The sequence below is a fragment of the Ruegeria atlantica genome (genome assembly GCF_013032505.1).
GTDB classification, from domain to species: domain Bacteria; phylum Pseudomonadota; class Alphaproteobacteria; order Rhodobacterales; family Rhodobacteraceae; genus Ruegeria; species Ruegeria atlantica_F.
On the sequence record NZ_WQCG01000001.1, the window covers coordinates 1,235,715 to 1,259,185 of the forward strand.

Annotated in this window: 22 protein-coding genes and 1 pseudogene; 8 read left to right on the top strand and 15 right to left on the bottom strand. The window is 56.2% G+C overall.

Annotation, left to right across the window (positions count from 1 at the left end; all coding sequences use genetic code 11):
* Window positions 1–8 precede the first annotated feature (8 nt).
* The 11 genes from GOW92_RS06035 to GOW92_RS06085 form a co-directional block, all read right to left on the bottom strand.
* On the bottom strand, window positions 9–494 hold the full coding sequence (locus GOW92_RS06035) for a prepilin peptidase (RefSeq protein ID WP_170558847.1): 486 nt from the start codon (window positions 492–494) through the stop codon (window positions 9–11).
* Window positions 484–1,338, bottom strand: coding sequence for a helix-turn-helix transcriptional regulator (locus GOW92_RS06040; protein ID WP_170558849.1), 855 nt, complete (start codon window positions 1,336–1,338; stop codon window positions 484–486). The genes GOW92_RS06035 and GOW92_RS06040 overlap by 11 nt, the downstream gene beginning before the upstream one ends.
* Before the next feature lie 224 nt (window positions 1,339–1,562).
* Complete coding sequence (locus tag GOW92_RS06045) at window positions 1,563–2,564, bottom strand: type II secretion system F family protein (RefSeq protein WP_170558851.1); 1,002 nt, start codon at window positions 2,562–2,564, stop codon at window positions 1,563–1,565.
* Between the two features lie 10 nt (window positions 2,565–2,574).
* Window positions 2,575–3,546, bottom strand: a complete 972-nt coding sequence (locus GOW92_RS06050) for a type II secretion system F family protein (RefSeq protein ID WP_170558853.1) — start codon at window positions 3,544–3,546, stop codon at window positions 2,575–2,577.
* A 3-nt stretch (window positions 3,547–3,549) separates the two neighbouring features.
* Complete coding sequence (locus GOW92_RS06055) at window positions 3,550–4,938, bottom strand: CpaF family protein (RefSeq protein ID WP_170558855.1); 1,389 nt, start codon at window positions 4,936–4,938, stop codon at window positions 3,550–3,552.
* A 14-nt stretch (window positions 4,939–4,952) separates the two neighbouring features.
* Entirely contained in the window at window positions 4,953–6,161 is a 1,209-nt protein-coding gene (locus tag GOW92_RS06060; RefSeq protein ID WP_170558857.1) for an AAA family ATPase, read from the bottom strand.
* Between the two features lie 24 nt (window positions 6,162–6,185).
* Window positions 6,186–6,881 (bottom strand): TadE/TadG family type IV pilus assembly protein, encoded by a 696-nt coding sequence (locus tag GOW92_RS06065; protein WP_170558859.1) that lies wholly within the window; start codon window positions 6,879–6,881, stop codon window positions 6,186–6,188.
* Window positions 6,878–7,384, bottom strand: coding sequence for a TadE/TadG family type IV pilus assembly protein (locus GOW92_RS06070; RefSeq protein ID WP_170558860.1), 507 nt, complete (start codon window positions 7,382–7,384; stop codon window positions 6,878–6,880). Before GOW92_RS06070 ends, GOW92_RS06065 begins: the two co-directional genes overlap by 4 nt.
* 5 nt (window positions 7,385–7,389) lie before the next feature.
* Complete coding sequence (locus tag GOW92_RS06075) at window positions 7,390–8,973, bottom strand: Tad domain-containing protein (protein WP_170558862.1); 1,584 nt, start codon at window positions 8,971–8,973, stop codon at window positions 7,390–7,392.
* An 8-nt stretch (window positions 8,974–8,981) separates the two neighbouring features.
* Complete coding sequence (gene cpaB / locus GOW92_RS06080) at window positions 8,982–9,797, bottom strand: Flp pilus assembly protein CpaB (protein WP_170558864.1); 816 nt, start codon at window positions 9,795–9,797, stop codon at window positions 8,982–8,984.
* A gap of 142 nt (window positions 9,798–9,939) precedes the next feature.
* Window positions 9,940–10,110 (bottom strand): Flp family type IVb pilin, encoded by a 171-nt coding sequence (locus GOW92_RS06085; RefSeq protein WP_170558866.1) that lies wholly within the window; start codon window positions 10,108–10,110, stop codon window positions 9,940–9,942.
* Window positions 10,111–10,506: 396 nt separating this feature from the next.
* Between GOW92_RS06085 and GOW92_RS24865 the strand changes: the two are divergent.
* Window positions 10,507–11,212, top strand: a pseudogene (locus tag GOW92_RS24865) (IS5 family transposase); the annotation flags it as partial.
* Between the two features lie 120 nt (window positions 11,213–11,332).
* On the opposite strand, the gene nagA reads toward GOW92_RS24865, so the two are convergent.
* Genes nagA through GOW92_RS06115 form a run of 4 tightly spaced genes read right to left on the bottom strand, consistent with a single transcriptional unit; the run spans window position 11,333 to window position 15,125 of the window.
* Window positions 11,333–12,469 carry an N-acetylglucosamine-6-phosphate deacetylase gene (gene nagA, locus GOW92_RS06100; protein ID WP_170558871.1) on the bottom strand — a complete coding sequence of 379 codons (1,137 nt, stop codon included), beginning with the start codon at window positions 12,467–12,469 and terminating at the stop codon, window positions 11,333–11,335.
* Window positions 12,466–13,494, bottom strand: a complete 1,029-nt coding sequence (locus GOW92_RS06105) for an SIS domain-containing protein (protein ID WP_170558873.1) — start codon at window positions 13,492–13,494, stop codon at window positions 12,466–12,468. The genes nagA and GOW92_RS06105 overlap by 4 nt, the downstream gene beginning before the upstream one ends.
* A 19-nt stretch (window positions 13,495–13,513) precedes the next feature.
* Entirely contained in the window at window positions 13,514–14,263 is a 750-nt protein-coding gene (locus GOW92_RS06110; protein WP_170558875.1) for a GntR family transcriptional regulator, read from the bottom strand.
* A complete protein-coding gene (locus GOW92_RS06115) occupies window positions 14,250–15,125 on the bottom strand; it encodes a BadF/BadG/BcrA/BcrD ATPase family protein (RefSeq protein WP_170558877.1) in 876 nt (291 codons plus the stop codon). The genes GOW92_RS06110 and GOW92_RS06115 overlap by 14 nt, the downstream gene beginning before the upstream one ends.
* A 169-nt stretch (window positions 15,126–15,294) precedes the next feature.
* On the opposite strand from GOW92_RS06115, the gene GOW92_RS06120 reads away from it, so the two are divergent.
* From GOW92_RS06120 to GOW92_RS06150, 7 genes are all read left to right on the top strand, one after another.
* Window positions 15,295–16,182, top strand: a complete 888-nt coding sequence (locus tag GOW92_RS06120; RefSeq protein WP_170558879.1) for an N-acetylmuramic acid 6-phosphate etherase — start codon at window positions 15,295–15,297, stop codon at window positions 16,180–16,182.
* Window positions 16,183–16,207: 25 nt separating this feature from the next.
* Window positions 16,208–17,461, top strand: a complete 1,254-nt coding sequence (locus tag GOW92_RS06125) for an ABC transporter substrate-binding protein (protein WP_170558881.1) — start codon at window positions 16,208–16,210, stop codon at window positions 17,459–17,461.
* A 72-nt stretch (window positions 17,462–17,533) separates the two neighbouring features.
* Window positions 17,534–18,448: a carbohydrate ABC transporter permease gene (locus GOW92_RS06130; RefSeq protein ID WP_170558883.1), complete on the top strand. Its 915-nt coding sequence runs from the start codon at window positions 17,534–17,536 to the stop codon at window positions 18,446–18,448.
* 10 nt (window positions 18,449–18,458) lie between these two features.
* Complete coding sequence (locus tag GOW92_RS06135; protein ID WP_170558885.1) at window positions 18,459–19,298, top strand: carbohydrate ABC transporter permease; 840 nt, start codon at window positions 18,459–18,461, stop codon at window positions 19,296–19,298.
* Window positions 19,295–20,329, top strand: a complete 1,035-nt coding sequence (locus GOW92_RS06140; protein WP_170558887.1) for a Gfo/Idh/MocA family protein — start codon at window positions 19,295–19,297, stop codon at window positions 20,327–20,329. Before GOW92_RS06135 ends, GOW92_RS06140 begins: the two co-directional genes overlap by 4 nt.
* A complete protein-coding gene (locus GOW92_RS06145; protein ID WP_170558889.1) occupies window positions 20,326–21,321 on the top strand; it encodes an ABC transporter ATP-binding protein in 996 nt (331 codons plus the stop codon). The genes GOW92_RS06140 and GOW92_RS06145 overlap by 4 nt, the downstream gene beginning before the upstream one ends.
* 230 nt (window positions 21,322–21,551) lie before the next feature.
* Window positions 21,552–23,441, top strand: a complete 1,890-nt coding sequence (locus tag GOW92_RS06150) for a PhoX family protein (protein ID WP_170558891.1) — start codon at window positions 21,552–21,554, stop codon at window positions 23,439–23,441.
* Window positions 23,442–23,471: the final 30 nt, after the last annotated feature.

A 23,471-nucleotide genomic window follows, 5' to 3' on the forward strand; every position in this document is an offset into this window, starting at 1 on the left:
GGATAGTACTACCCCAAACCCATCGCAACCAAGGGCAATAATACACCCGACATAGCTATCGATACACCCATCGGATAGCCGGCTTTTGGCCGCAACGCGAGCCAGCGGCATTCCGGAAATCCAATTATCGAGCGGCTTGTGATCACAAACATCATGCCCACGACCATGGACAGGGTGAAAGTGTAAAAGAACAGCAAAAGACAGTAGCTGGGCACAAACAATGTCAGCGCGGCGATTGCCTTTACGTCCCCTCCACCCCACAGGCGTAGCGTGAAACCAAGAAAACCAACGACAAAAACGCCAACGCCGAAGACCGCACGGTACACCGTCTCGTGGAACGATAGAAACACGGGCGCGGAGAGGACAAAAGCGGCGAGCATCATCATCACCAGCTTATTGGATATCTTGAGGTTCTTTAGGTCATTCCATGCCATTGCAGCCAAAAGCGGAGTAATGACGATCAGAGGGGCGAGCTGCGCGACTTCAGGCGACATTTTCGCTACCCGCAGTTGGCGATTGGCGCTTGACCATCGGGGTCAGCAAATCATGGATCAATTCGGGTTGAGATGACGTTTCTGTTTTGACGTAGATATTGCGAAGATGTGTACGCAGTGTCGAAATTGAAATCGACAACTCGGACAACAAGGCGTTGTTGTTCAATCCCCGCGCCAGTAACAGGCAAACCCGATATTCCGAGCGACTCAGCCGACAAGGGTTGTCCAAAGACAAAATGCTTTTTGGTTCTTTCTTGATAAGCTTTCGGCGCGTGTTTTTCAGCTTCGCTTCGGAAAACCGACCAAGAGATCTTTTCTTCCAGCAATCCGACAGAACATGGCCCAGAACGCTCAGAATATCTACCACGGCCGAAGAGATAGGGTGGATGAAATGCAATTCCAGAAAGTCGGCGACACCATTTTGCCTTTCCAGCAAAATGGAAACGGACTCGTGAAATCTGCGAAACGCATAGAACTCTGACAGATGTTCGTATTCGGAAAGGTCATCGAGGTCGCCGAACCAAGCCGACCCCAGTTTAGCCCGGCTCATGTTGTTGCCGCAGATGGCAGGCGCGATGCAGAAGTCGAAACCGCTGAAACTGTCCGGCGTCTTGTGATTGGCGTCGTAGCTCAGCACTTTTGCCGAATTCTGATTGCCTTGCAGGTCGACCCGGCTGATTGCAACCACTTCCGCGTCAATCGCGCGAGCCGTTTCACGCAGTGCGTTTAGCAGTGGAACTTTCCCCTGAGAGGCCTGGCAAAGGACCGCTACGACCTTGAGAAGTTCTGAAGTTGGTGCCATTGCATCTGGCGCGAAACGATGCGCCGAAAACATACCATTCATACCGTTTAATATTGACCGAAACCCGATCAACCCTTTCGACAAAAGCCCCCACCCGTCGATTGTGTCTCGATTTTTTGTGTGGCTGGACTCCACTTAACTGCTTATAAGTTTAGTCTTATTTCCCTAAGTCGGGCAAAAAGTTTCGCAACAGGAGTTCTGTTTGTTCTCATTTTGGAAACGCGAATTGTTTGAACACGTTATTGCATTGGAACCGGGCACGAATTCTACGCCCCGAAGCCCCGGAAGTATCGAATCATCGAAGGTGCGGCGGTGATGATTATCAGCGTCGGCAGCATCAGCGCAGCCAGAACGGCGGACATCTTTACCGGTAACTGATTTGCCAGTTCCTGCGCCCTGGTTTCGCGGGAATCCCGCATTTCAGATGCATAGGTGGTCAGGGCTTCGGACATGCTCGTTCCATAGCGAATGGATTGCTGGACGACTGTGGCAAATGACTGGATTTCATCAACCCCCGTACGCCGCGCCATGTCAGACAGCGCGGTTGCGCGGGGACGCCCAGCCTGAATCTCGTGTTGTGTGTTCAGAAACTCAAAGGCCAGATCAGGGGAGGCCAGCGCCAGTTCGTTTCCGACTCGGGTCATAGCTGCATCAAAGCCTAAACCGGCGTGAAGCGAAATCTGCAACAGGTCGAGGGCATTTGGAAACGCGTCGCGGATACGTTGCTGACGCTCCTTACGGCGACGCTTCAGCCAGGCTGCGGGTAGAAAATATCCGACGGCCGTCAGCAAACCGATAAGCTGTATGGCGTTGGCTTTGCTGATGGATTCAAAAATGTCCGTAATCGGGCTGGGAACTGGAATGCCAGGAGTTCTTGAGGCAACAATGAGCAGACCCACAATCATCGGCACGAAAATCCCAAACCAAACCCGCGTCAGCGTATAGATCCGCAGGGCATTCCGGCCGGTCAACCCGGCCTGAATAAGCTGATCCTCAATCTTGCGCCGCTCAGACTCTTTGCTGGGTAGCGCTGCTCTAAAAAGGCCTTTTGGTGTAGCAATGGTTTCCCGCAACAGTCCACGGTCGTTGCGGGCCCCATATCTTTGGGCACGCAGTTTGGCGATGCGGACGGCCGCAGGATGGCGGCGGTTTAACGCCGAGGTTACAGCAACGAACACCAGCAAAACACCGAGGCCAAAGATGGTCAGCAGAATTGTTTCGGCTGGCAAACCGAAACGAAGCGACATGATTTCCAGCATATGTTCCATGAAACTGCCCTCAGATACGGAAATTGACGAGTTTGTGCAGGATGATGACGTTCGAGACCATCAGAACGACAACCAGCACTGCAAGTTTGATGAATGCGGGATCGTCACTGATATCGGTGTAATATCCCGGTGCGTTGATCGACATTACCCCCATGATCACCAGCGGAATGATCGACAAAAGAAACCCGGACAGGCGCCCTTCTGCGGAAATGGCCTTGATCCGCGCACGCAATGCAATGCGCCGTCTGACCACGGTAGCCAGAACGGACACGATCCGCTCCAGATCGCCACCAGTGCCGTGTTGGATTGCCATGCTTGCCGCCAGGTACTGTGCATCTTCCGAACCGACCCGGTCAGCAAAGTCCTGAACCGCGTCGGGCAATTCGTCGCCAAAACTGATCTGGTCGAAAATGATGCCGAACTCGGACCCGATAGGGTCTTGCATCTCGTCCGCAACGGCTTTGATCGAGGTGTTGACCGGGTGGCCAATTTTCAGGCCACGCGCCATCAACTCTAGCGCATCGGGCAACTGGCTGGTCAAAGCTTTTTGGCGTTCAGCCTGCCGCGATTTCACCACCAAAGCCGGCATGACCACACCCAGGACGAGTGCGATCGGGGCCGTCTGCCAAGGCGGCAGAAACATCATACCGGCGGTTGCGATCGCCAAGGTACCAAACAGGCAAAGCAGCACAAAATTCTTCGCTGAAACATGCAGCCCCGCCTGAACTAGCGTATCCGGCAAGTTCCCAAAAAAAGGGATCTTCGCAAAAAACCCTGTCTGGGTCTCGGGAAGCAGCAAGGCGAGCCGATCTTCATCGGTAACGCCTTGCCGGACCATGCGCATTCGGCGGTTGCGGGCCTCGGAGTGGTTTTCACCGCGACGGGCAAAGTGGAACACACCGGTAATCAGCATGAAAATTCCGACGAAGACGCAAGCGAGCGTCAGATAGTTAAGAAGTTCGGCTGTGTTAATACTGGTCATGCCTCAGCCTCCTGATACTCGGAAGGTCTCGGGTTCGAGATCGACGCCAGCGGCTGTGAGCATGTCATAGCATTTCGGGCGAATCCCAGTGGGAACAAACTTACCAAGCACCTCGCCGCTTTCCGCGCGGCCTTTCTTCTGGAACACGAAGATGTCTTGCATGGTGATGATCTCACCTTCCATCCCGGTTATTTCCGAAATGCTGGTGACGCGGCGCGACCCATCCGCCAACCGCGACAGATGCACAATAAAGTGTAGCCCCGACGCGATCTGGGATCGAATGGCTGCGGCGGGAAATTCGATACCCGTCATCGTGACCATCTGCTCCAGACGGCCCAATGAATCGCGCGCCGAGTTTGCATGTACAGTCGTCATCGAGCCATCATGACCCGTATTCATGGCTTGAAGCATGTCGAAGGTCTCCGCTCCGCGAACCTCTCCGACAATGATCCTGTCGGGGCGCATACGCAGCGCGTTTCGCACCAGATCACGCTGAATTACCTGGCCGTCGCCGGACGGGGATGGCGGGCGTGTTTCCAGTCGCACAACATGCTCCTGCTGGAGTTGCAGTTCGGCTGCGTCTTCAATGGTGACGACACGCTCGCCATGGTCGATATACGAAGACAGGGCGTTCAACATCGTTGTCTTACCCGACCCCGTCCCGCCTGCAATCAGGACATTCAGGCGCGCAAATACCAGCGATTGCAAGAACCGTGCGGCGGCATCGTTCAGAGCGCCATTTGCAACCAGCTTTTTCATTGTCAGTTTCGACTGGGCGAATTTTCGAATTGAAACACTGGGGCCGTCAATCGAACACGGGCGGATGATTGCGTTTACACGGCTGCCATCTTCCAGCCGGGCATCCACCCAAGGCTGGCGCTCATCCACGCGTCGGCCGATCTTGCTGACGATCTTGTCGATAACACGCAACAGGTGCTTTTCATCCCGGAACCGCACCGGAACGCGTTCCAGCAGGCCAGAGCGTTCGACATAGACCGTCTGATAACCGTTAACCAGAATGTCATTGATAGTTGGATCAGCAAGCAATGGCTCCAACGGGCCAAAACCCAGAATTTCGTCCAGAAGTTCTTCGACGATGCGGTTGAAGTCTTCGGTATTCAGTGGCTTGCCCGCTTGGGATAAGGCGCTGCCGACAACCCCGGCGACTTCGCGCCGCAGCACGTCTTTTTCAACCTTTTCGATCACTGCAAGGTTCAAGCGTTCCAGCAAAGCCTCGTGCAAAGTGCTTTTGAGCTCAAGCCAATCTGCCAGTTCTGTATCTTCGGCGGCAGTGTCTGGCTGAATGTCCTGGGCCTGCGGTTCGGCACGTTGATTCAGCTGGATAACTTCGGCCTCATTGGGTCGTCCGGCGCGCGTAAACTTTTCAAACATCCCTTAGACTCCAATTAGGCTGCGTTGTTTCTCAGGTCGGCTTTTCCGACCATCGTTTCATTTATGATTTTTCGACCCACCGAGCGGATCGCCTTGGACAGGGCACAACTGCCTGAGGCCTGCGACAGCAACTGACCCCGATCCAGCGCCTGCTTTGCGTGTCGCGCGTCGCTGGGAAGCCAGAACCGCAATTCGCGTTCCAGCACGTTTTGGGCTTCAACATGTTGGCTTGACCGGAATGTCGGTTTCGTTTCTTGGCTGATGACGATCTCAACCGGAGGTTCGAGCCGCTCTTTTGTGAAGAATTCGATCAAACGGCAGGACTGGCGCACCGAAGAGACCGAGCTGTCGCCCACCATCAGCATCCGGTCCGACGCGTTAACAACTGCACCCAGCCAATCGACCAGCACCCGAGGCAGATCAATGACGACAAAGTCGAATTCCAGACGCAGAGTCTCGATCAGCGCGCTGACCTGTTCGCGTGTCAGAACATCCAGAGGAATGAATTCTTCGGGAGCGCTCAGGACTTCCAAACCGGATTCATGTTGCACCAGAGATTGCTGAAGGAACGTCCGGTCCGGCATGACCCCATCCTGAGCCATTCTCAGAAGCCCCGAGGAGGGCTGCAAGTCCAAGGACGTTGCGACCGTACCGAATTGCAAATCCAGATCGACGACAGCGACCTTGTTTTGCGTCTTTTTCCGGAAGATGCCGGAATACCCCTGCAACTGGTCGGCCAGATTAATAGACAGCGTTGACGCACCGATGCCACCGCGGGCCGGGCATATGCTGATGATCTGTCCCAATCGCTGCGGTTGCGGCGCATAAATGGTGGGCAACAAAGATTTGTCGACCGTCAGACGCTGAATCTGCTCGGCCAGTTCGTCCTGCCCGATGGGATAGGGCAGAATCTCATCGACGCCCGATTTGTTCAGCGCACGCACTTCGGTCAATGAGATGTCACGGTCGCTAAGTGCCAGCAACGTGCCGCGCGAACCGGCGCTACGACGAAGATCGCTGACAGTTTCCAGATCCAACTCACCTGAAAAGCTGAACACCAGCAGATCATTTTCACCCATCAGACCACAGGCGCGGCCGTTTACCGAAGACAATGTTCCGGAGTGCGTCTCGAGCGAAAGATCGTCGAGCCGGTCGACGGCCTGGGCGACTGAATTCTTAATCGCCTCATTATCAGAGATAAGGGCTAATGATTTTTGAGTCATTTTTCAGCTCCCATGGTTAGAAATTCAACCGTTGACTCCGCTGGCGAGGTCTTCGCCAGGAAGGGTTGCGCTAAAGTCGGAAAATATCTTGAAGCCCGTTGTCGCGGTGGTCAGCGCATCGGTTTGCGGCGTGGAACCGCCCAAAACCAGCGCTGCGATCGAACCCAACGGAGAGACAAACCGGAACGGAAGCTCTTCGATTGTCACTGTGACCATCGGTACATAGGGGCCACCCAGGAAATTCATTTCCGGGTCGAAGTTGTAAGTGAACGTGATGTTGCTTTCGTCAAAAGTTGCGGTGGGATCGTTGGGAACGGCAAACTGAAGCATGTTCCAGATGTCGGTCACGGTGGTCTGGGCAGCTGCATTCGCGGGGGCCGCACCGGTGCATATGGTGGTGGCCGGTTCGACACAGACGCCAGCAGCGAAACTGCAATTGGTTCCGAACCGCGGGCCGGTGATATCGGTATAGGTGCCTCGGCTGTTGGTTGTCGGAACACCGCCACATGCGGGTGGCATCACTGCAGCCATCCGAGCGGCGACCTGTGCTGTTTTTTCAGCGGCCACATAGTGGAAGGCCAATCTGCCAAAATCTATCAGGCCCAGGAAAATCAAAAGGAACAACGGCAGGACAAAGGCAAGCTCAGTGACCGTCGACCCATCTTCCTGACGGCCAAGTCGTGACATTTCGCGGGTTATCTTGTGAATGCGGCGGATCATGGTCCAAACACCCGGCTGCGATCTGTGATCGTGGTTTGGATCTGCGCCGTTGCCGAGCCTCCAACCAGTTGGAACACGGGCGTAAATGGCAGATTTGAAATTGTCAGTGACGCGGTCAGTACGGCAACAGGTGTGGGCGAAACGCGGTATTCACCTGCGTTGCCAACGCATTCGAGGGACAGAGAGTCTAGACCAACAGCAATGTCAGTGGTCGAAAGCGACGTCAGTGTATTTGAGACATCGGTTTGAAAATCGCCGATAGCAGCGCTTGGCGAGGCAGTGCACAGGTCCGACGGGGCGATCCGGCCAACATAACGGGCAGTGTCCCGAACCCCCGTGATCGCATTTTGGTAGGACCAGAAAATCCGCCCCCCTTCGACGATCAGGGCAAATGTCACCAACAGGATCGGTAAAAGGATCGCGAATTCGACCAACGCCGCGCCGAACTGGTCATTGCGGAACCGGTTGAGGGTCTTTCTGATATGACGGGATGCACCAAACATGATCATTACTCGTACAGCTGAACCAGATCGTGAACGATGCCGCCGACTCCGGCGCCGCCAATGCCGTCCGAAACGGTCTGAATGACTTCACCATAGATGACCGCGTTGGCACCGGTGCTGCCGGATTCAGAGGGGCGGATCAGAAACATCTCGATAAAACTGGTGACCGGAATGGTGCCCGATCCGCCGTTAAGCTCGTCCGCAAAAGTTGCGCAATCGATACCGGCGACGGTGATGACACGGCGCGTAGGATCTGCACGACCGGCTGACGCGGGTTGGCACGAAGGCATGCTGCTTTCAGCTTTACCACCAGCGGTCAGGATAGCTTCCAGAGCGGCCTGGTTGGTGACCTCAGCATTGTAGATGTCGTAGCGGGTGCCACCAGTCGGGAACCATGGCGGAATACCGGTTGGGAGAGGGCCGCTGAAATCTGCGCCATAGTTGATGGTCAGATATTCGGTAAGACCAGCAGTGAATACGCCATTGCCAATACGAGGCGTCGGGCAAGTGCCACTGGCAAAACAATCGTCAAGCGGCAAACCAACGGTCGCGGACGGATCAAGGGCACCGTTTGAATCATAGCTAGGCGACGGCTGGCTGGTACAGTTGTTTCCATTGCCCGAAGTGATCCAACCGTCCAAGACATGCGGAGAAGAGGCAAAATTGTCGACGTCGTAGCGCGAACCGTTACTGAATTGTTTGGCGCTGGATTCAAACCGGTCGAAGCGTGTGTTAAAGCCCGCGATCATGTTACCCACGCTCAGACCCGGTCTGGTTTCAACGCCTCTTTGGCTGAAGCACATGGAAACAGCGCGCGACGCGGCCAGAGCACAAGAATCTTCCTGACCGTTTGGTGCAGGTTCGCAGGCACCAGACGCGTCGATGGCCAGATTCTGATTAGAAGACAGAAAACCAAAGTTTCCGGGACCCCAATGGCCATTGCCGCCCTGACTTACCATCCTAATCAATTGGCCCTCGGTCATATCGAGGCTAGGTTGCGGCAGGCAGATGAACATGGGGGTGATGTCGCAGGCCATCAAGGTGAACCCTGCCACAGCCTCGGCATTGACGCTGGAGAAGGGCTGCGCATTGCCCAACAAAGCCGCCGCTGCCGCTGCGAGCGGAGTACCAACCTCGTGCGTATCGACAGTCACCCGAACGAATGCAGCATTCGGTCCGCTGACCGGATCGGTCGAATCCAGCAGTTGCGCGGGTTGAGCTGGATCAGTCGCGGTGGTCGGCGGGTTTTCGTAAAACCGCAACTGGTAATCCGTTGCGCCGGACAACAGCTGATCCTTGTTCCGAACGCCAAAGCTTTGACGGTCGCGGATCATGTTTTCAGCCGCATTTGTGGCGCGGGTGATTGAATCCGGGCGACCATCAAGCTCCCCCGCAGCCGCAAGGGCAACATTGTCCGCAAAGCTCTGCAATTCCGACTGTGTGGTGGTCACCCGACCAATGTCGAATGCAAGGGCGGCCATACCGACCATGACCGACAGGGCCACCGCAACAAAGACCAGGATCGCGCCGTCTTCGGAGCTGCGGAATGGACGTATGAATTGAGCGAGGGACACGGTCGAAACCTTCATTGGTCGATTCAGTTGATGATGGATTCTGTCACTTCGGTGCCGCGGCGGACCCGAATAATCGTTTTGCGAACCGGTTCTTTGATGTCCCGCGCGACGGCTGGTTCATCAATCAGAAGATCGTTCAGTCGAGTCATGGTCAGCGTCTTGTCCTCGGTGTCATCAATGGACCGCAAGGTCAGGCTCAGCCGACCGGCACGTTGCGCCAGAGCAAGGCGCTGAACTTGATCCGGGGTAACGGCGACGGTGACCGTGCGAGCAACAACGGGTTGGTCGGTCTGTTCATCAGATTCCTGATCAACACCGATGACCCTGATATTTTGCAAAATGGTGACGGCGTGCATGTCTCTTTTTTCGCCAGTGGTCATCACCACATCGACCCGATCACCCGGGGTAACAAAACCCCCAACGGCGGTTTCAGCGTCAACCTCAATGGCCATGGCGCGATGATCTGCGCCCAGCGTCTGAACGATGGTGACCTTTTCACCAAAGTCGGAAACCTTGCTGTTCAGGATCAGTTCACCCTGAGTAATTGCTCGACGAGCGCGACGGGACGGCATGCTAGCCGCCGCAATCAGGTCGTCATAATCTGTAAAGACTCCCACGGGTACAGCACCGCGGGGCCAGTCAATGGTTGTCAGCGCGCCTGGCTCGATTTCTTCGCCAAACGAAATATCGCGCGACGCAACGACCACGCTCACCATCTCGCTCTCGGCCTCGACATTTGCGGACTGAGTATCGAATTGAATGTAATCCCGAGCGACGTAAACCGACCCTCCGGCTACGACCAGGCCCGTCAATGCTGTGAAAATGGCAGAGAGTCTCATCTGGTGCTCCTTCAGCTTTTTTTGGCGTTTATCGAATGAACCGATCTGAGCGGTTGCACTTTGCCAGCGGATCAAGAAAATATTCCGGGACGATAAGCACGCGGGGCTGAGCGCACCGCGTGCTTTGTCTTCCGTCAGGTCATTACATCAGGGTTTCAGCGTCTGTGAACTGACCGTTAACGTCGTTGCCCAACGCTGTCAGGGTAGCAACTGCAATCGCCGTGACGATTGTCAGGGCAACGCCATATTCCACAATGGTCGCGCCGTTTTCGTCACGTGCCATGGTCTTCATCATTACATAAAGCTTCAACATCTTACTCTCCTAGTTAACTCACTAGCTACTCATGGATGCCGCCCAAATTCGCGGCGTTCTAACCCCCTCCATACCGACGGAGCCTTCCACAAGCTTAGGTCCCGCCATCAGGGCACCGCATCCTCCAAACCACGGAGAAATACACGCCAGGATTGTAAAATTTGGCAGCTTGGTCGATTCTTTGTCGCAAATTTGCCTGATTCCTTACCGGAATCCGAATGGCCAGATTCCTGATTCTTTCCCAACTGACGGGCCGCCAATTCCGGTGCCAAGCTGCTTTGCTGCACAAATGGACTGAAGGATTCACTTCATGAATCCAGAACGATAGCTGAGAGGTACGACCAGTTGGGCCCGGACGAAGCACAAGACCGGGAAAAGCCTTCGTACAATACCGCAATGAAAAAACTAGGATCGCTCTCGATCTGGTTTGATCCTGAGATGGATTGGACATCGCTACCTTCAGGCAAGCGCGGCAGTCACCAGAGTTTCAGCGACTCCGAAATCCAAGCGTGTCTGACCCTGAAGGTTTTGTTCGGGATGACGCTGAGGCAAACCACGGACTTCGTGAGCAGTCTCCTGCGGCTGATTGGCTTGGACTGTGCCATGCCTGATTTCAGTACACTGTGCCGCCGTCAAAGAACGCTGAACGTGAGCCTTCCGTATCGTGGTGGGAAGCGGCCCGCTGCATCTGCTGATCGACATCACCGGCATCAAATCCGAGGGCGAAGGAGAATGGAATGCCCGCAAGCATGGTAGCCCCAAGCGAAACATTTGGCGTAGAAAACGCATAGGCTTCGACGAGGAAACGCTGGAAGTGCGCGCCGTTGAAGGTATCACAAGCAACGTCTGAGACGCGCCAATGTTGCCCGAGTTGCTTGATCAAATACCTCCAGGTCACAACTTTGGGGCAGTGAGCGCAGACGGGGCATACGACACGCGCAAGTGCCACGGCGCGATTGCCGCCCACAAGGCCCACGCCATCATCCCGACACGCAAGAACGTCAAGTCATGGAATCCCACATTTGCCGGTGCCATTGCCCGAAATGAGACGGTCAATGCATCTCGATACCTGGGCCGCGCCATCTGGAAACTGTGGAGCGGGTAAGCGATGCGTCAGATGCCGTCAAGCGCCGTTCGAAGCCAGAATTCAAATTCGTCGACAAAAATTCACAGGCATTTAACTGCAACCGGCAGGCAGTCATTCTGCATGAAAAATACAAGATCAGCCTTGCGCAGGCAGCCAATCGCAACCGCTGAAATCAGATGAAATCCGGATCATCGAGCTGTATTCCGGGGTTGCCGGGCTGTCCAATCCGACCAATTGAGCCGGATAAGAGATGGCTGCTGACAGCGCGTCCTGCAACGGGACACCGACTTGATTGACCAACACTCCGACAGCGGTGGTCAGGTCCAAATCCGCCCCGGCCAGAGTGCCATCATCCAGCGTCAACCTGCCGTTGGTTCGCGTGATTCTGCGCCCTTCAAGGGTGAACTCGGTTTGATCGGTTCCCGCCACAGCCATCGCATCGCTAACCAGAAAGATCTGGCCAGGTCCGGTTTTCGCAGACCAGGCAGCGCGCATGGCCGCGGGATGCACGTGAACGCCATCGGCAATCAGCCCCGCAGACAACTCGCCATTTGCCAGCGCCGCGCCGACAAGGCCGGGTTCACGACTAGCCAACTGGCTCATCGCGTTGAACAGATGGGTTACGCACCGAGCACCGGCGGCAACATAGTTTTGGCAAGTCGCAAAATCCGCATCGCTGTGTCCTAAAGAAACCAATATGCCTGCGCTGCTCATGGCTCGTACCTGCTGCTCGGACACACCCTCGGGTGCGACGGTCACCTTGAGGCAAGGCAGCGCATCCGCGGCAGCGATCAGCATATCCAAATCTGCCGCTTGCATCGGCCGTATCAGATCGCCGTCATGGGCCCCCTTTCGTGCAACCGATAGATGTGGACCTTCCAAATGCAATCCGACGACGCCTGGCAACTGTGCTCGAACCGCCTCAATCGTCGCGTCTATCGCCGCGCGGGTCTTGGCCGGCCCATCGGTGATCAAAGTTGGCAAAAGCGACGCGACACCCAGTCGACGATGAGCGCATGCAATTCTTCGGATCGTTTCAATTGACGGGTCATCGTTGAACATAACCCCATCGCCGCCATTGACCTGAAGATCAACAAAACCCGGGCTAAGAATATCTCCATTCAGATCGACATAGTCCTTTGCGCCGGCCACCTCGGCATCAGGCACAACGTCGCCAGAGTGTCCTTCGCGAAAAACAATCGCGTGGTCTTGATGCAATCGCGTCCCATCAAAGATCGGACCGTTCCTAAAGATCACCGCATGCTCGGTCATACCGTCTCAGTCACTTTCTTAAGGTGTCGCGGCGCGTCCGGATCGATGCCGCGTGCGCTGGCGACGGCTTCTACCATGCTGTAAAAAGACGTAATCGCCGTTATCGGATCGGTTATCCAGTGATCTGTGCGAACCACAGGCAGTGCTTGCGCTCGCTTCACCTTGTCGCTCGTGGCAAAGACCGCAGCACCTTTCGCGGCCAACGCATCCGCCGCGCCGGCAGTCGCCTGTTCGGCTGCATCATTGGCTGCGAAGCAAATCACGGGAAATCCTTCTTCAACAATCGATACCGGCCCATGCAGAACTTCGGCGGCCGAATAGCTTTCGGCGTGGATCTGGCAGGTTTCCTTGATCTTCAACGCAGCTTCGTCAGAGATGGCATAAGAAGGCCCCCGGCCAAGTGTGAACAACGAACGCCCGGTGATTGTTTCGGCTGCCGTCGACCAATCGCATTGCGCCGCCCGTGCCAGATATTCAGGCAATGATCGGATCGCACCGATCAATTCAGCATCCCCTTTGACCTCGGCCAGCAGCCAAAGGCCGGACACCAGTGAGGTCACAAACGTTTTGGTCGCCGCGACGCTCAATTCCGGGCCCGCATGAAGCGGAAGAACAGCATCCGCGACGTCAGCCAACCGGGATTCAGAGTTGTTGGTTACCGCAATTGTCGTTGCGCCCGAGTTCCTCAGGGAGCCGGTCAAACCCACGATATCCGGGCTTTGGCCGGATTGCGAAATGGACAGACAGACTGATCCTTTGGCCCTGAGGTCCACGCCATAGATCGAACTGACGGACGGGCCGACCGACGCAACCGGCAACCCCAAAAGCAACTCGCTGGCGTATTTCAAATAGCTGCAGGCATGATCGGATGATCCGCGCGCGACAGAGATCAAAAAGCGTGGATCCGAATCCCTGACACTTTGCGCAACCTCTCGGATATTGCCTGCCCCCGCGCTCAGCAATCTGTCGACGGCGTCCGGTATTTCCAGGATTTCCTGGCGCATTTTTGACGTTTGTTCAGACATTTGATCCCGGTCCTTCCGGTTAAAGGCGTAATTCAGCGACGAAGTCGTAGGCGTCGCCGCGATAGAGCGATCGCGTCATTTCCGCGACCCGCCCGTTTTTGAGGAATGAGATACGCTCGATGTTCAAACCTGCAGCGCCTTCGGGCACCTCCAGCAGTTCTGCCTCGCGCGCGGCAAGGTTGAGGGCCGAGATCTTTTGCACCGCGCGTACCGGGCGGTGCCCCAGAACATCAAGCACTTCATAAAGTGATGTGGTGACTTCGATTGGGTTTGGCAGAATATCAAGCGGCAGCGCAGCACGTTCCAGCGCCAGCGGACGCCCGTCCGCCTCGCGCAGGCGGTAAATGCGGGATATCTGCTCACCCTCTGACAGATTCAGTGCAGTGACCTCTTCCGGGGTTGGCGCAAATACTCCGCGCTCCAACCACTTTGAGGTCGTCTCCATGCCCCGGCTCGACATATCTTCGGTGAACGAAGTCAGGTGCTTCAGCGATTGTTCGACCCGTGGAACACGTTCGCGGATGAATGACCCTGATCCCTGTCGTTGCTCGATTATGCCTTCCTGAACCAATTCTTGAATCGCCTTGCGCACAGTCACGCGCGATAACTCTGTTATTTCAACAAGTTCACGCTCAGATGGCAGCGAGGAATTCGGCGCAAGCACGCCCGTATCGATCCCCTCTTGCAGCCTGCGGCGTAATTGAACGTAGCGCGGACCGCTTTCCGGGGTCAGCCAAAGATCAGCGCGTAGGAATTCAGCAATGCTCATGCGGGACCTCCTTCGCCAGAGCCAGCGCCCCGGTCAACGGCTCGCCCGATGGGCGGCGTATTTCTGATTGCATGTCAGCAGACAAATAATCCGCATAGTACGGAGAAATTCCGCCGGTCAGGCAAATCACCACTCCAGGAACCCAACCGAGCCGCTCCGCCATTTCGGAAACGTAAGTGGCCCCTGCCTGCATGATTTGTTTGGCGACCACGTCCCCCGTCTTTGCGGCGGACGTCACCGCAGGGGCGAGCGCACCAAACTCAGTCGGCGTCGCATGGCCTGCAAACTCGACTATCCCGGCAGCGCCGCCAAGTTCATTCATTAAATGCCGCGTCAGATCGCTTACGGTCTGAATTCCGTCTTCTGAGTTCAAGGCCTCTGCCAACGCACGACGGCCGACCCATTGCGCGGACGCCTCATCCCCCAAAATCGGCCCCCACCCACCGGCAAATTGCATCACCCGGCCCTTCTGAGAAGCGAAGAAGGATCCTGTACCACAATGCGCGACCAACCCATCCTGAGAACCAAGCGCGCCACGCAGCGCCGCAGGACGATCATCTGAAACGCGGGCACACGTTAGTCCCAGAGCACTTTGCACGCGGCGAGCGATACGATCATCTGTAACTCCGGCCAATCCGACATAAGCCGGCAATCGAGCCAGGTCCTGAACATTTACAGCCAGCATTTGCGCCAACCGCACTAACCCCGATTTCATCTGCAAGACGGACGCTTCGAAATCTGTCGAGACATTGGCTGCGCCGGTTTCAACGGAGTGAACAATACCAGCCGCTTCACAAGCAACCCGGCATCGGGTTCCACCACCATCTATGGCCAGCACAGCATTGCTTAGAGACTCAGTCATGACAATACCATTATAATACCTGTTTAAGTTAAGGAAGGTCAAAATAGACCAATTTCCCAGTATTTTTTCCAAAAAACAGGGAAAAGCGTTGATTTCTGTTGGAGAAATAAAATTATGGACAAGTGGTATTGAATAGGTATTGTATTGATAACCGCAAAGGGGGATTCTCTTGACGCTGCCGTCGACCGAACAACTGCATCCAGACGCCACCAAACTGGACCCACAGGACCTAGTCGCTTCTGCTCGGGCACTGGTCGAGGGTCAGATTGCGGCCGCAACATCAGCGCGGAACGCATTGGATGCAATCGCGCGCGGCGGTAACGCTATGGCGCAATCCATCCGCGCAGGCGGCATTTTACACTATGTGGCCGCTGGCTCATCCGGGTTGATGGCTGCCGCCGACGCACAAGAGCTGGGCGGCACCTTTTCAATCCCCTCGGAGCAGCTTCGCATACATATGGCCGGCGGCCTGCCGACCGATGTTGAAATGCCGGGCGGCGCAGAAGACGAAGCCGAAGGGCTTGAGGATGCGCTCGCGGCACTAAAGCCGGCAGACACAATCATCGCGGTATCCGCAAGCGGATCGACACCATACACTTTGACCGCCAGCGCAATCGCGCGGGCACATGGCGCAACTGTTATCGGCATTGCCAACAACGCCGGCAGCCCTTTGCTGGAAACGGCTGATATCCCGATTCTTTTGGCGACGCCGCCGGAGTTGATCTCGGGTTCGACGCGAATGGGTGCCGGAACAGCTCAAAAAATCGCTCTGAACATGCTGTCGTCTATTATGGCGCTGCAACTTGGCCATGTTCACGGCGGCATGATGGTCAACCTGCGCGCCGACAACGACAAATTGCGCGCGCGGGCTGCGGGTATCGTCGCACGGATCGCCAATGTTGATACGGAAAAAGCAAAACACGCGCTGGACGCCGCGAACGGAGACGTGAAGCCGGCGGTGCTGATCGCCGCACGTGGCATATCACACAAGGATGCCTCAGCCGTTCTCAACGCAAGCAACGGGGTTCTGAAGTCCGCGCTGGAACAAGATAAATGACTGCTAACCAACTGGGAGAACAAGAATGAAACGCAACAGCCTGAAACTGGCCTTACTGGGCACGACCCTGATGGCATCAAGTGCCTATGCCGAGGACGTAACACTGATCATCGAAAGCTGGCGCAACGACGACCTGACGCTTTGGCAGGAACAGATCATCCCGGCGTTCGAAGCCAACCACCCTGGGATCAAATTGCAGTTCACCCCATCAGCTCCGGCGGAATACAACGCTGTGCTGAACTCGAAACTGGATGCGGGTTCGGCCGGTGATCTCATCACATGCCGTCCGTTCGATGCGTCGCTGGCACTGTATGAGGCCGGGCACCTGACCGATCTGTCCTCGGTCGACGCGATGAGCAACTTCTCGGACGTGGCAAAATCGGCATGGCAGACGGATGACGGCTCGGCCAGTTTCTGCGTTCCGATGGCATCGGTGATCCACGGCTTCATCTACAACAAAGATGCGTTTGCCGAGCTTGGCATCGACGTGCCGACCACCGAAGACGAGTTCTTTGCTGCCCTCGACAAGATTAAAGAAGACGGCACATACATCCCAATGGCGATGGGCACCAACGATCAGTGGGAAGCTGCCACAATGGGCTATAACAACATCGGCCCGAACTACTGGAAAGGTGAAGAAGGTCGTCAGGCCCTGATCGCAGGCGAACAGAAACTAACGGACGAAGCCTGGACCGCGCCCTATGCAGCGTTGGCACGTTGGGGACAGTATCTTGGTGACGGGTACGAGGCGCAGACCTATCCTGACAGCCAGAACATCTTCACTCTGGGCCGGGCCGCTATCTACCCCGCCGGATCGTGGGAAATCGCTGGCTTCAACACACAAGCCGACTTTGAGATGGGCGCATTCAAGCCGCCAGTCCAAAACGCAGGCGACACCTGCTATATCTCTGACCACACAGATATCGGCATCGGCATGAACGCCGCCACCGAACATCCCGAAGCGGCCGAAACATTCCTAGCGTGGGTCGCAAGCCCCGAGTTTGCCGAAATCTTTGGCAACGCCGTCCCGGGCTTCTTCCCGCTGTCCAACACGCCAGTCGAACTGCAGGACCCGCTGGCCAAGGAATTCGTCGGTTGGCGTGATGAGTGTGAATCGACCATCCGTTCGACATATCAGATCCTGTCGCGCGGCACGCCGAACCTAGAGAACGAGACCTGGGGCGCGTCGGTTGCTGCAATCAAAGGCGCAAACAGCCCTGAGGAATTGGGCGCAGACCTGCAAAAAGGCCTGTCCTCCTGGTACGCTCCGCACCAGTAAGCGCTGATCTGACACATACCCGGGCGGCGGTGATCGCCCGGGTATCCCCGACACCCCATTGAAAGCAGTCCCATGAACCGCCCCCGCTTCCGCTGGCATATCCTTGTGTTTCTTGCACCGGCCGTTCTTGTCTACACCGCGGTCATGATCTTCCCGCTGTTCAACACACTGCGACTGGCGCTTTACTCCGAAGTCGATCAGAGCCGCGTCTTCGTTGGATTGCAGAACTTTCAAACCCTGTTCTTTGATCCGATCTGGTCGGAACAGTTTTGGAATGCGTTAGGCAACAACTTCTGGTTCTTCCTGATCCACATGCTGGTTCAAAACCCAATTGGGATTGCTCTGGCTGCCCTGCTCAGCCACCCGCGCCTGCGGTTTGCCGCGCTGTACCGGTCGGCAATCTTCATTCCCACGATCCTGAGCTTTGTGATTGTTGGGTTTGCCTGGAAACTGATCCTCTCGCCGATCTGGGGCATTGCGCCGTCAATGCTGGATGCTGTCGGGCTCAAATCGCTGTTTGCGCCCTGGCTGGGGAAAGAAGAATACGCGCTGACAACGCTTGCGCTTATCTCGGTCTGGCAGTTCGTCGGCATCCCGATGATGCTGATCTATGCTGCATTACTGACCATCCCGGAAGAAATCCTTGAGGCGGGGGAGATTGATGGGATCACCGGAACTTCGGCCTTCTGGAAGATCAAGCTACCGCTGATTCTGCCCTCAATCGGCATCATTTCGATTCTGACATTCGTGGGCAATTTCAACGCATTCGACCTGATCTATGCGTCACAAGGCGCGCTGGCGGGGCCTGATTTCTCGACCGATATCCTTGGTACGTTTATGTACCGCACGTTCTTCGGCTTCCAGTTGCAACTGGGTGACCCGCATATGGGTTCGGCAATCGCCGGGGCGATGTTTGCCATCATCCTTGTGGGCGTTTGCATTTATCTTTTCGGCATCCAGACCCGGATGCGCCGGTATCAACTCTGAGGGCATCACGATGAACAAAGCACGTCATAACCCCCTCAACATGGTCGCGATGCACGGCGCGCTGATCCTGTACACTCTGATCGCCCTGTTTCCGGTCTTTGTGATCCTGATCAACAGCTTCAAATCCCGTCGGGCGATCTTTCGCGAGCCATTGGCCCTGCCCAACGCAGATAGCTTTTCGATGATAGGCTATGAGACGGTGATGAAGCAGGGGGATTTCTTCCTCTATTTCCAGAACTCGATGATCGTCACCGTCGCGTCGCTGTTTTTTGTTCTCTTGTTCGGCGCGATGGCTGCTTATGCGCTGTCGGAATACCAGTTCAAAGGCAACCTGATCATGGGCCTGTATCTGGCACTTGGGATCATGATCCCAATCCGTATCGGCACCGTGGCGATTCTTGAGATGATGGTGGCGACCGGGTTGGTGAACACACTTTGGGCGCTGATCCTGGTTTATACCGCGCAGGGGTTACCATTGGCCGTCTTCATTCTGTCCGAATTCATGAGACAGGTCAGTGATGACCTTAAGAACGCCGGGCGCATCGATGGGCTATCCGAATACACGATCTTTTTCCGTCTGGTTCTTCCTCTTGTCCGTCCCGCCATGGCAACGGTCGCGGTATTCAACATGATCCCGATCTGGAACGATCTGTGGTTCCCACTAATCCTCGCGCCAGCGGAAGAGACCAAGACATTAACGCTGGGCAGCCAAGTGTTCATCGGACAGTTCGTGACGGATTGGAACGCAGTCCTTTCGGCCCTGTCGATGGCGATCCTGCCGGTGCTGATCCTGTACGTCATCTTTTCGCGCCAGCTGATCCGCGGCATCACCTCCGGAGCAGTCAAATGACCCGCGTTCTGATTGCAGGCCTCGGCAACATGGGGCTCAGCCACGCGTTAGCCCATCACCACCACCCTGACGCGCAGATCGTTGGCTTGGTGAACCGGTCTGGTCGTGTGGATCATCCAGACCTTGCTGGCTATCCGGTATTTACCGATTTCGACACGGCGCTGGCCGAGACAAAACCCGATCTGGTCGTGGTCGCCACCTACTCGGATAGCCATGCCAATTTTGCCTGTGCGGCGATGGAGGCCGGCGCGCACGTATTCGTCGAAAAACCCCTTGCCACCAATGTCGCCGATGCCCGCCGTGTGGTCGAGACAGCAACGCGGCTGAAACGGAAACTGGTGGTTGGGTATATCCTGCGCCATCACCCGTCGTGGGTGCGGTTGATCGACGAGGCGCGCAATCTGGGTGGACCATACGTGTTCCGGCTGAACTTGAACCAGCAATCTTCGGGCACGGAATGGGAGACGCACAAGGCGTTGATGCAAACCACCTCGCCCATCGTCGATTGCGGCGTGCACTACGTCGACGTGATGTGCCAGATCACCGATGCGCAGCCTGTCCGCGTGCATGGCATGGGTTTGCGCCTGTCAGATGAGATCGCAGAAGACATGTACAATTATGGACAGTTTCAGGTGGTGTTTGGCGACGGCTCGGTCGGCTGGTACGAGGCCGGATGGGGCCCGATGATGTCGGAAACAGCGTTCTTCGTGAAAGATATCGTGTCGCCCAACGGGTCGGTCTCGATCACCGATGGCAACAAGGGTGCGTCTGCCGACATCGACGGCCATACCAAAGTCGGCGGCCTGCTGGTCCATACACCGCAAGGCGACCACACCATCGAGATGCCGGACGAACCCGGCCATCAAGAACTCTGCGATGCAGAACAGGCCTACATGCTGCGCGCCATCGCTGACGACATCGACCTGACCCGTCACATGAATGACGCCGTCCAATCGCTTGCCATTTGTCTGGCGGCGGATCAAAGCATCCGAACCGGCCAGCCAGTTTCCCTTGAGGAGCCCGCACCATGACCGCCCTGACCCTGAAAAATGTCAACAAATCCTTTGGCAATGTACATGTCCTGAAAGACATCACGCTTGAGGTTGAAGAAGGCGAATTCGTCGTCTTTGTCGGCCCCTCGGGTTGTGGCAAATCCACCTTGCTACGGGTGATCGCGGGGCTGGAGGATGCGTCATCCGGCGATATCAACATTGGCGGCCAGCAGGTCAATCTGGTGCCGCCCTCTAAGCGCGGGATTGCGATGGTGTTCCAAAGCTATGCGCTCTACCCCCATCTCAGCGTACGTGGAAACATGACACTTGCGTTGAAGCAGGAAAAGCAGCCCAAATCGGTGATCGAGGACCGCGTGGCCAAGGCCAGCCGCATGCTGAATCTTGAACCCTATCTGGACCGCTACCCGTCGGAATTGTCAGGCGGGCAGCGTCAACGGGTCGCCATTGGCCGGGCCATTGTGCGTGAGCCAAAACTGTTCCTGTTCGATGAACCCCTGTCCAATCTGGACGCCGCCCTACGCATGAACACGCGGATCGAGATCGCAAATCTACATCGGGCGCTGGACGCATCGATGATCTACGTGACCCATGATCAGACCGAGGCGATGACGCTAGCCGACAAGATCGTCGTGCTGCGCGACGGGCGGGTCGAACAGATCGGCAGCCCGATGGAGTTGTACAACAACCCCGCCAATCAGTTCGTGGCCGGGTTCCTTGGTTCACCCTCGATGAACTTCCTGCCCGAAGGCTTGCTGCAAGACGGTGGCCAGAACACGATTGGAATACGCCCCGAGGACCTGTTTCTGTCCGATGACGGCCCGCTTACCGCGCATGTCAGTCACGTTGAAAAACTGGGCGGTGACACCAACGTTATTGCCAAGGTTCAGGACCACGATGTTACGGCACGGCTGTTTGGACAGCATTCGATCTCAGAAGGTCAGGAACTGCGATTTGGATATGCGCCAGATCGGGCCTATCGATTCGACACATCTGGTCAGCGCCTGCTCTGAGGATACCGCGTTTTAGGAAAACACCTGATTGAACCATTTGGCCGGTCACAAATTACGGTCGCTTCAATCTATTACACAGGAATTCAAGCGTTTAGGTTCCGGCAAACGCGGTACAGTATTTGCTGTACCAACTTAAACGGAAGACTTCATTAATGACGCTGTTAACAACCTGTCACAAAGACGTCCTACATGCCTGTCATCAACTACGATAAGACAGCCAGGAGCTATTCATGAAAGACGTTGATCCCACCACCCTGTCCGCCGACGATTGGGATGAGTTGCACTTCCCCCGACCCGAGGAAAACGACTTTGACCGCGTCGTCGAAAGCGCAATCTCGCGCCGTGGCTTTCTGGCTGGCGTAGTGGCCTTTGGTTCGGGTGCTGTCGCGATGGGCACGGGCCTGCTAGGCTCCACTTCCGCCCAGGCTGTCGAAGCTTCGCGCTTTGCCTTCACTCCGATTGCCGCACAGACTGACGGCACAGTACATGTCCCCGAAGGGTACGAGTGGAAAGTTGTGACACGCTGGGGCGACCCACTGTTTTCCGACGCTGATGGCTATGACATCACCGATGGTGGCCCGGTTGAGAAATCGGATCGCATCTTTGGCGAAAACACCGACGGGATGGAGACATTCTCGTTCCAGGGTCACGAGTTGATCGCGATCAACCACGAATACCCGAACCGCAAGATCAATCTGACCGCCGCGCAGGAAGGTGTTCCGGCCAACGCCGACGATGTTTTGAAACTGCAGAACATTCAGGGTGTCACCGTGATGGAAATCACCGAAGGCCCCGATGGCTGGTCTGTCGTCAAAGACAGCCCTTTCAACCGTCGTATCCACCACAACACGCCGATGAAGATCGTTGGCCCCGCCGCAGGTCACGACCTGCTGAAAACTGAAGCTGATCCGACCGGAACCTCGTCGCTAGGTACGATGAACAACTGTGGTGCAGGTAAAACTCCATGGGGTACCTACCTGACCTGCGAAGAGAACTTTAACGGCTACTTCGGGTCCAGCGATGAAAACGCCACTTACGACCAAAAGGTTGCAGATGGCTTCAAACGCTATGGCGTCAAAGCTGAAAGCTGGAACGGCTATGAACTGTTCGATCCGCGTTTCGACACGTCGAAAAACCCGAACGAACCGCACCGCGCGGGCTGGATCGTCGAAATCGACCCGACCAAACCTGACAGCGCGCCGGTCAAACACACTGGCCTGGGCCGTTTCAAACACGAAAATGCAGAGGTCACTCTGGCCGCAGATGGCCGCGTGGTTGTCTATATGGGCGACGATGAGCGGGGCGAGTATCTGTACAAGTTCGTCTCGAACGGCACTTACCAGCCGGGCGGCGAAACCGAGAGCCTGCTGAACGACGGCACGCTTTATGTGGCCAAGTTCAACGACGACATGAAGGGAGAATGGCTGCCTCTGACGCCGGAAACGACCGGCATGGAAAAAGCTGAGATCGCGATCTTCACCCGTATGGCCGCGTCCAAGGCAGGCGGCACCACCATGGACCGCCCCGAATGGGTGGCCTCCAGCCCTGTTGCGGTCGAGGCGTATTGCTGCCTGACCAACAACAAGAACCGCGGCGTGAAGCCGAACGCAGGTGGAGACGATACGTCCGTCAACGCCCCCAACCCGCGTGAGGCCAACAAATACGGTCAGATCGTGCGCTGGCGTCCGGCAAATGACGATCACGCCGCCGAAGGGTTCGATTGGGACCTGTACGTCATGGCCGGGAACCCGACCGTGCATTCGGACGACCGCGCCGGTTCAGCGAATGTGAACGAGGGCAACCTGTTCAACTCGCCCGACGGCATGGTGATCGACTCGACCGGCCTGATCTGGATCCAGACAGACGGCAATGACGACAACGAGGGAGATTTTGCAGGCAACGGCAACAACCAGATGCTGGTTGGTGACCCGATCACCGGCGAGATCGCGCGCTTTATGACCGGTCCGAATGGCTGTGAAGTCACCGGACTGGCCTGGTCATCCGATCTGCGTACCATGTTCGTTGGTATTCAACACCCAGGCAGCAACTGGCCCGATGGTGGTACACCCCGCTCTTCCGTGATCGCGATCAAGCGCACGGACAACGGTCTGGTTGGATAAGCCCATCTACAACGAAACGCCCCCGTCCTT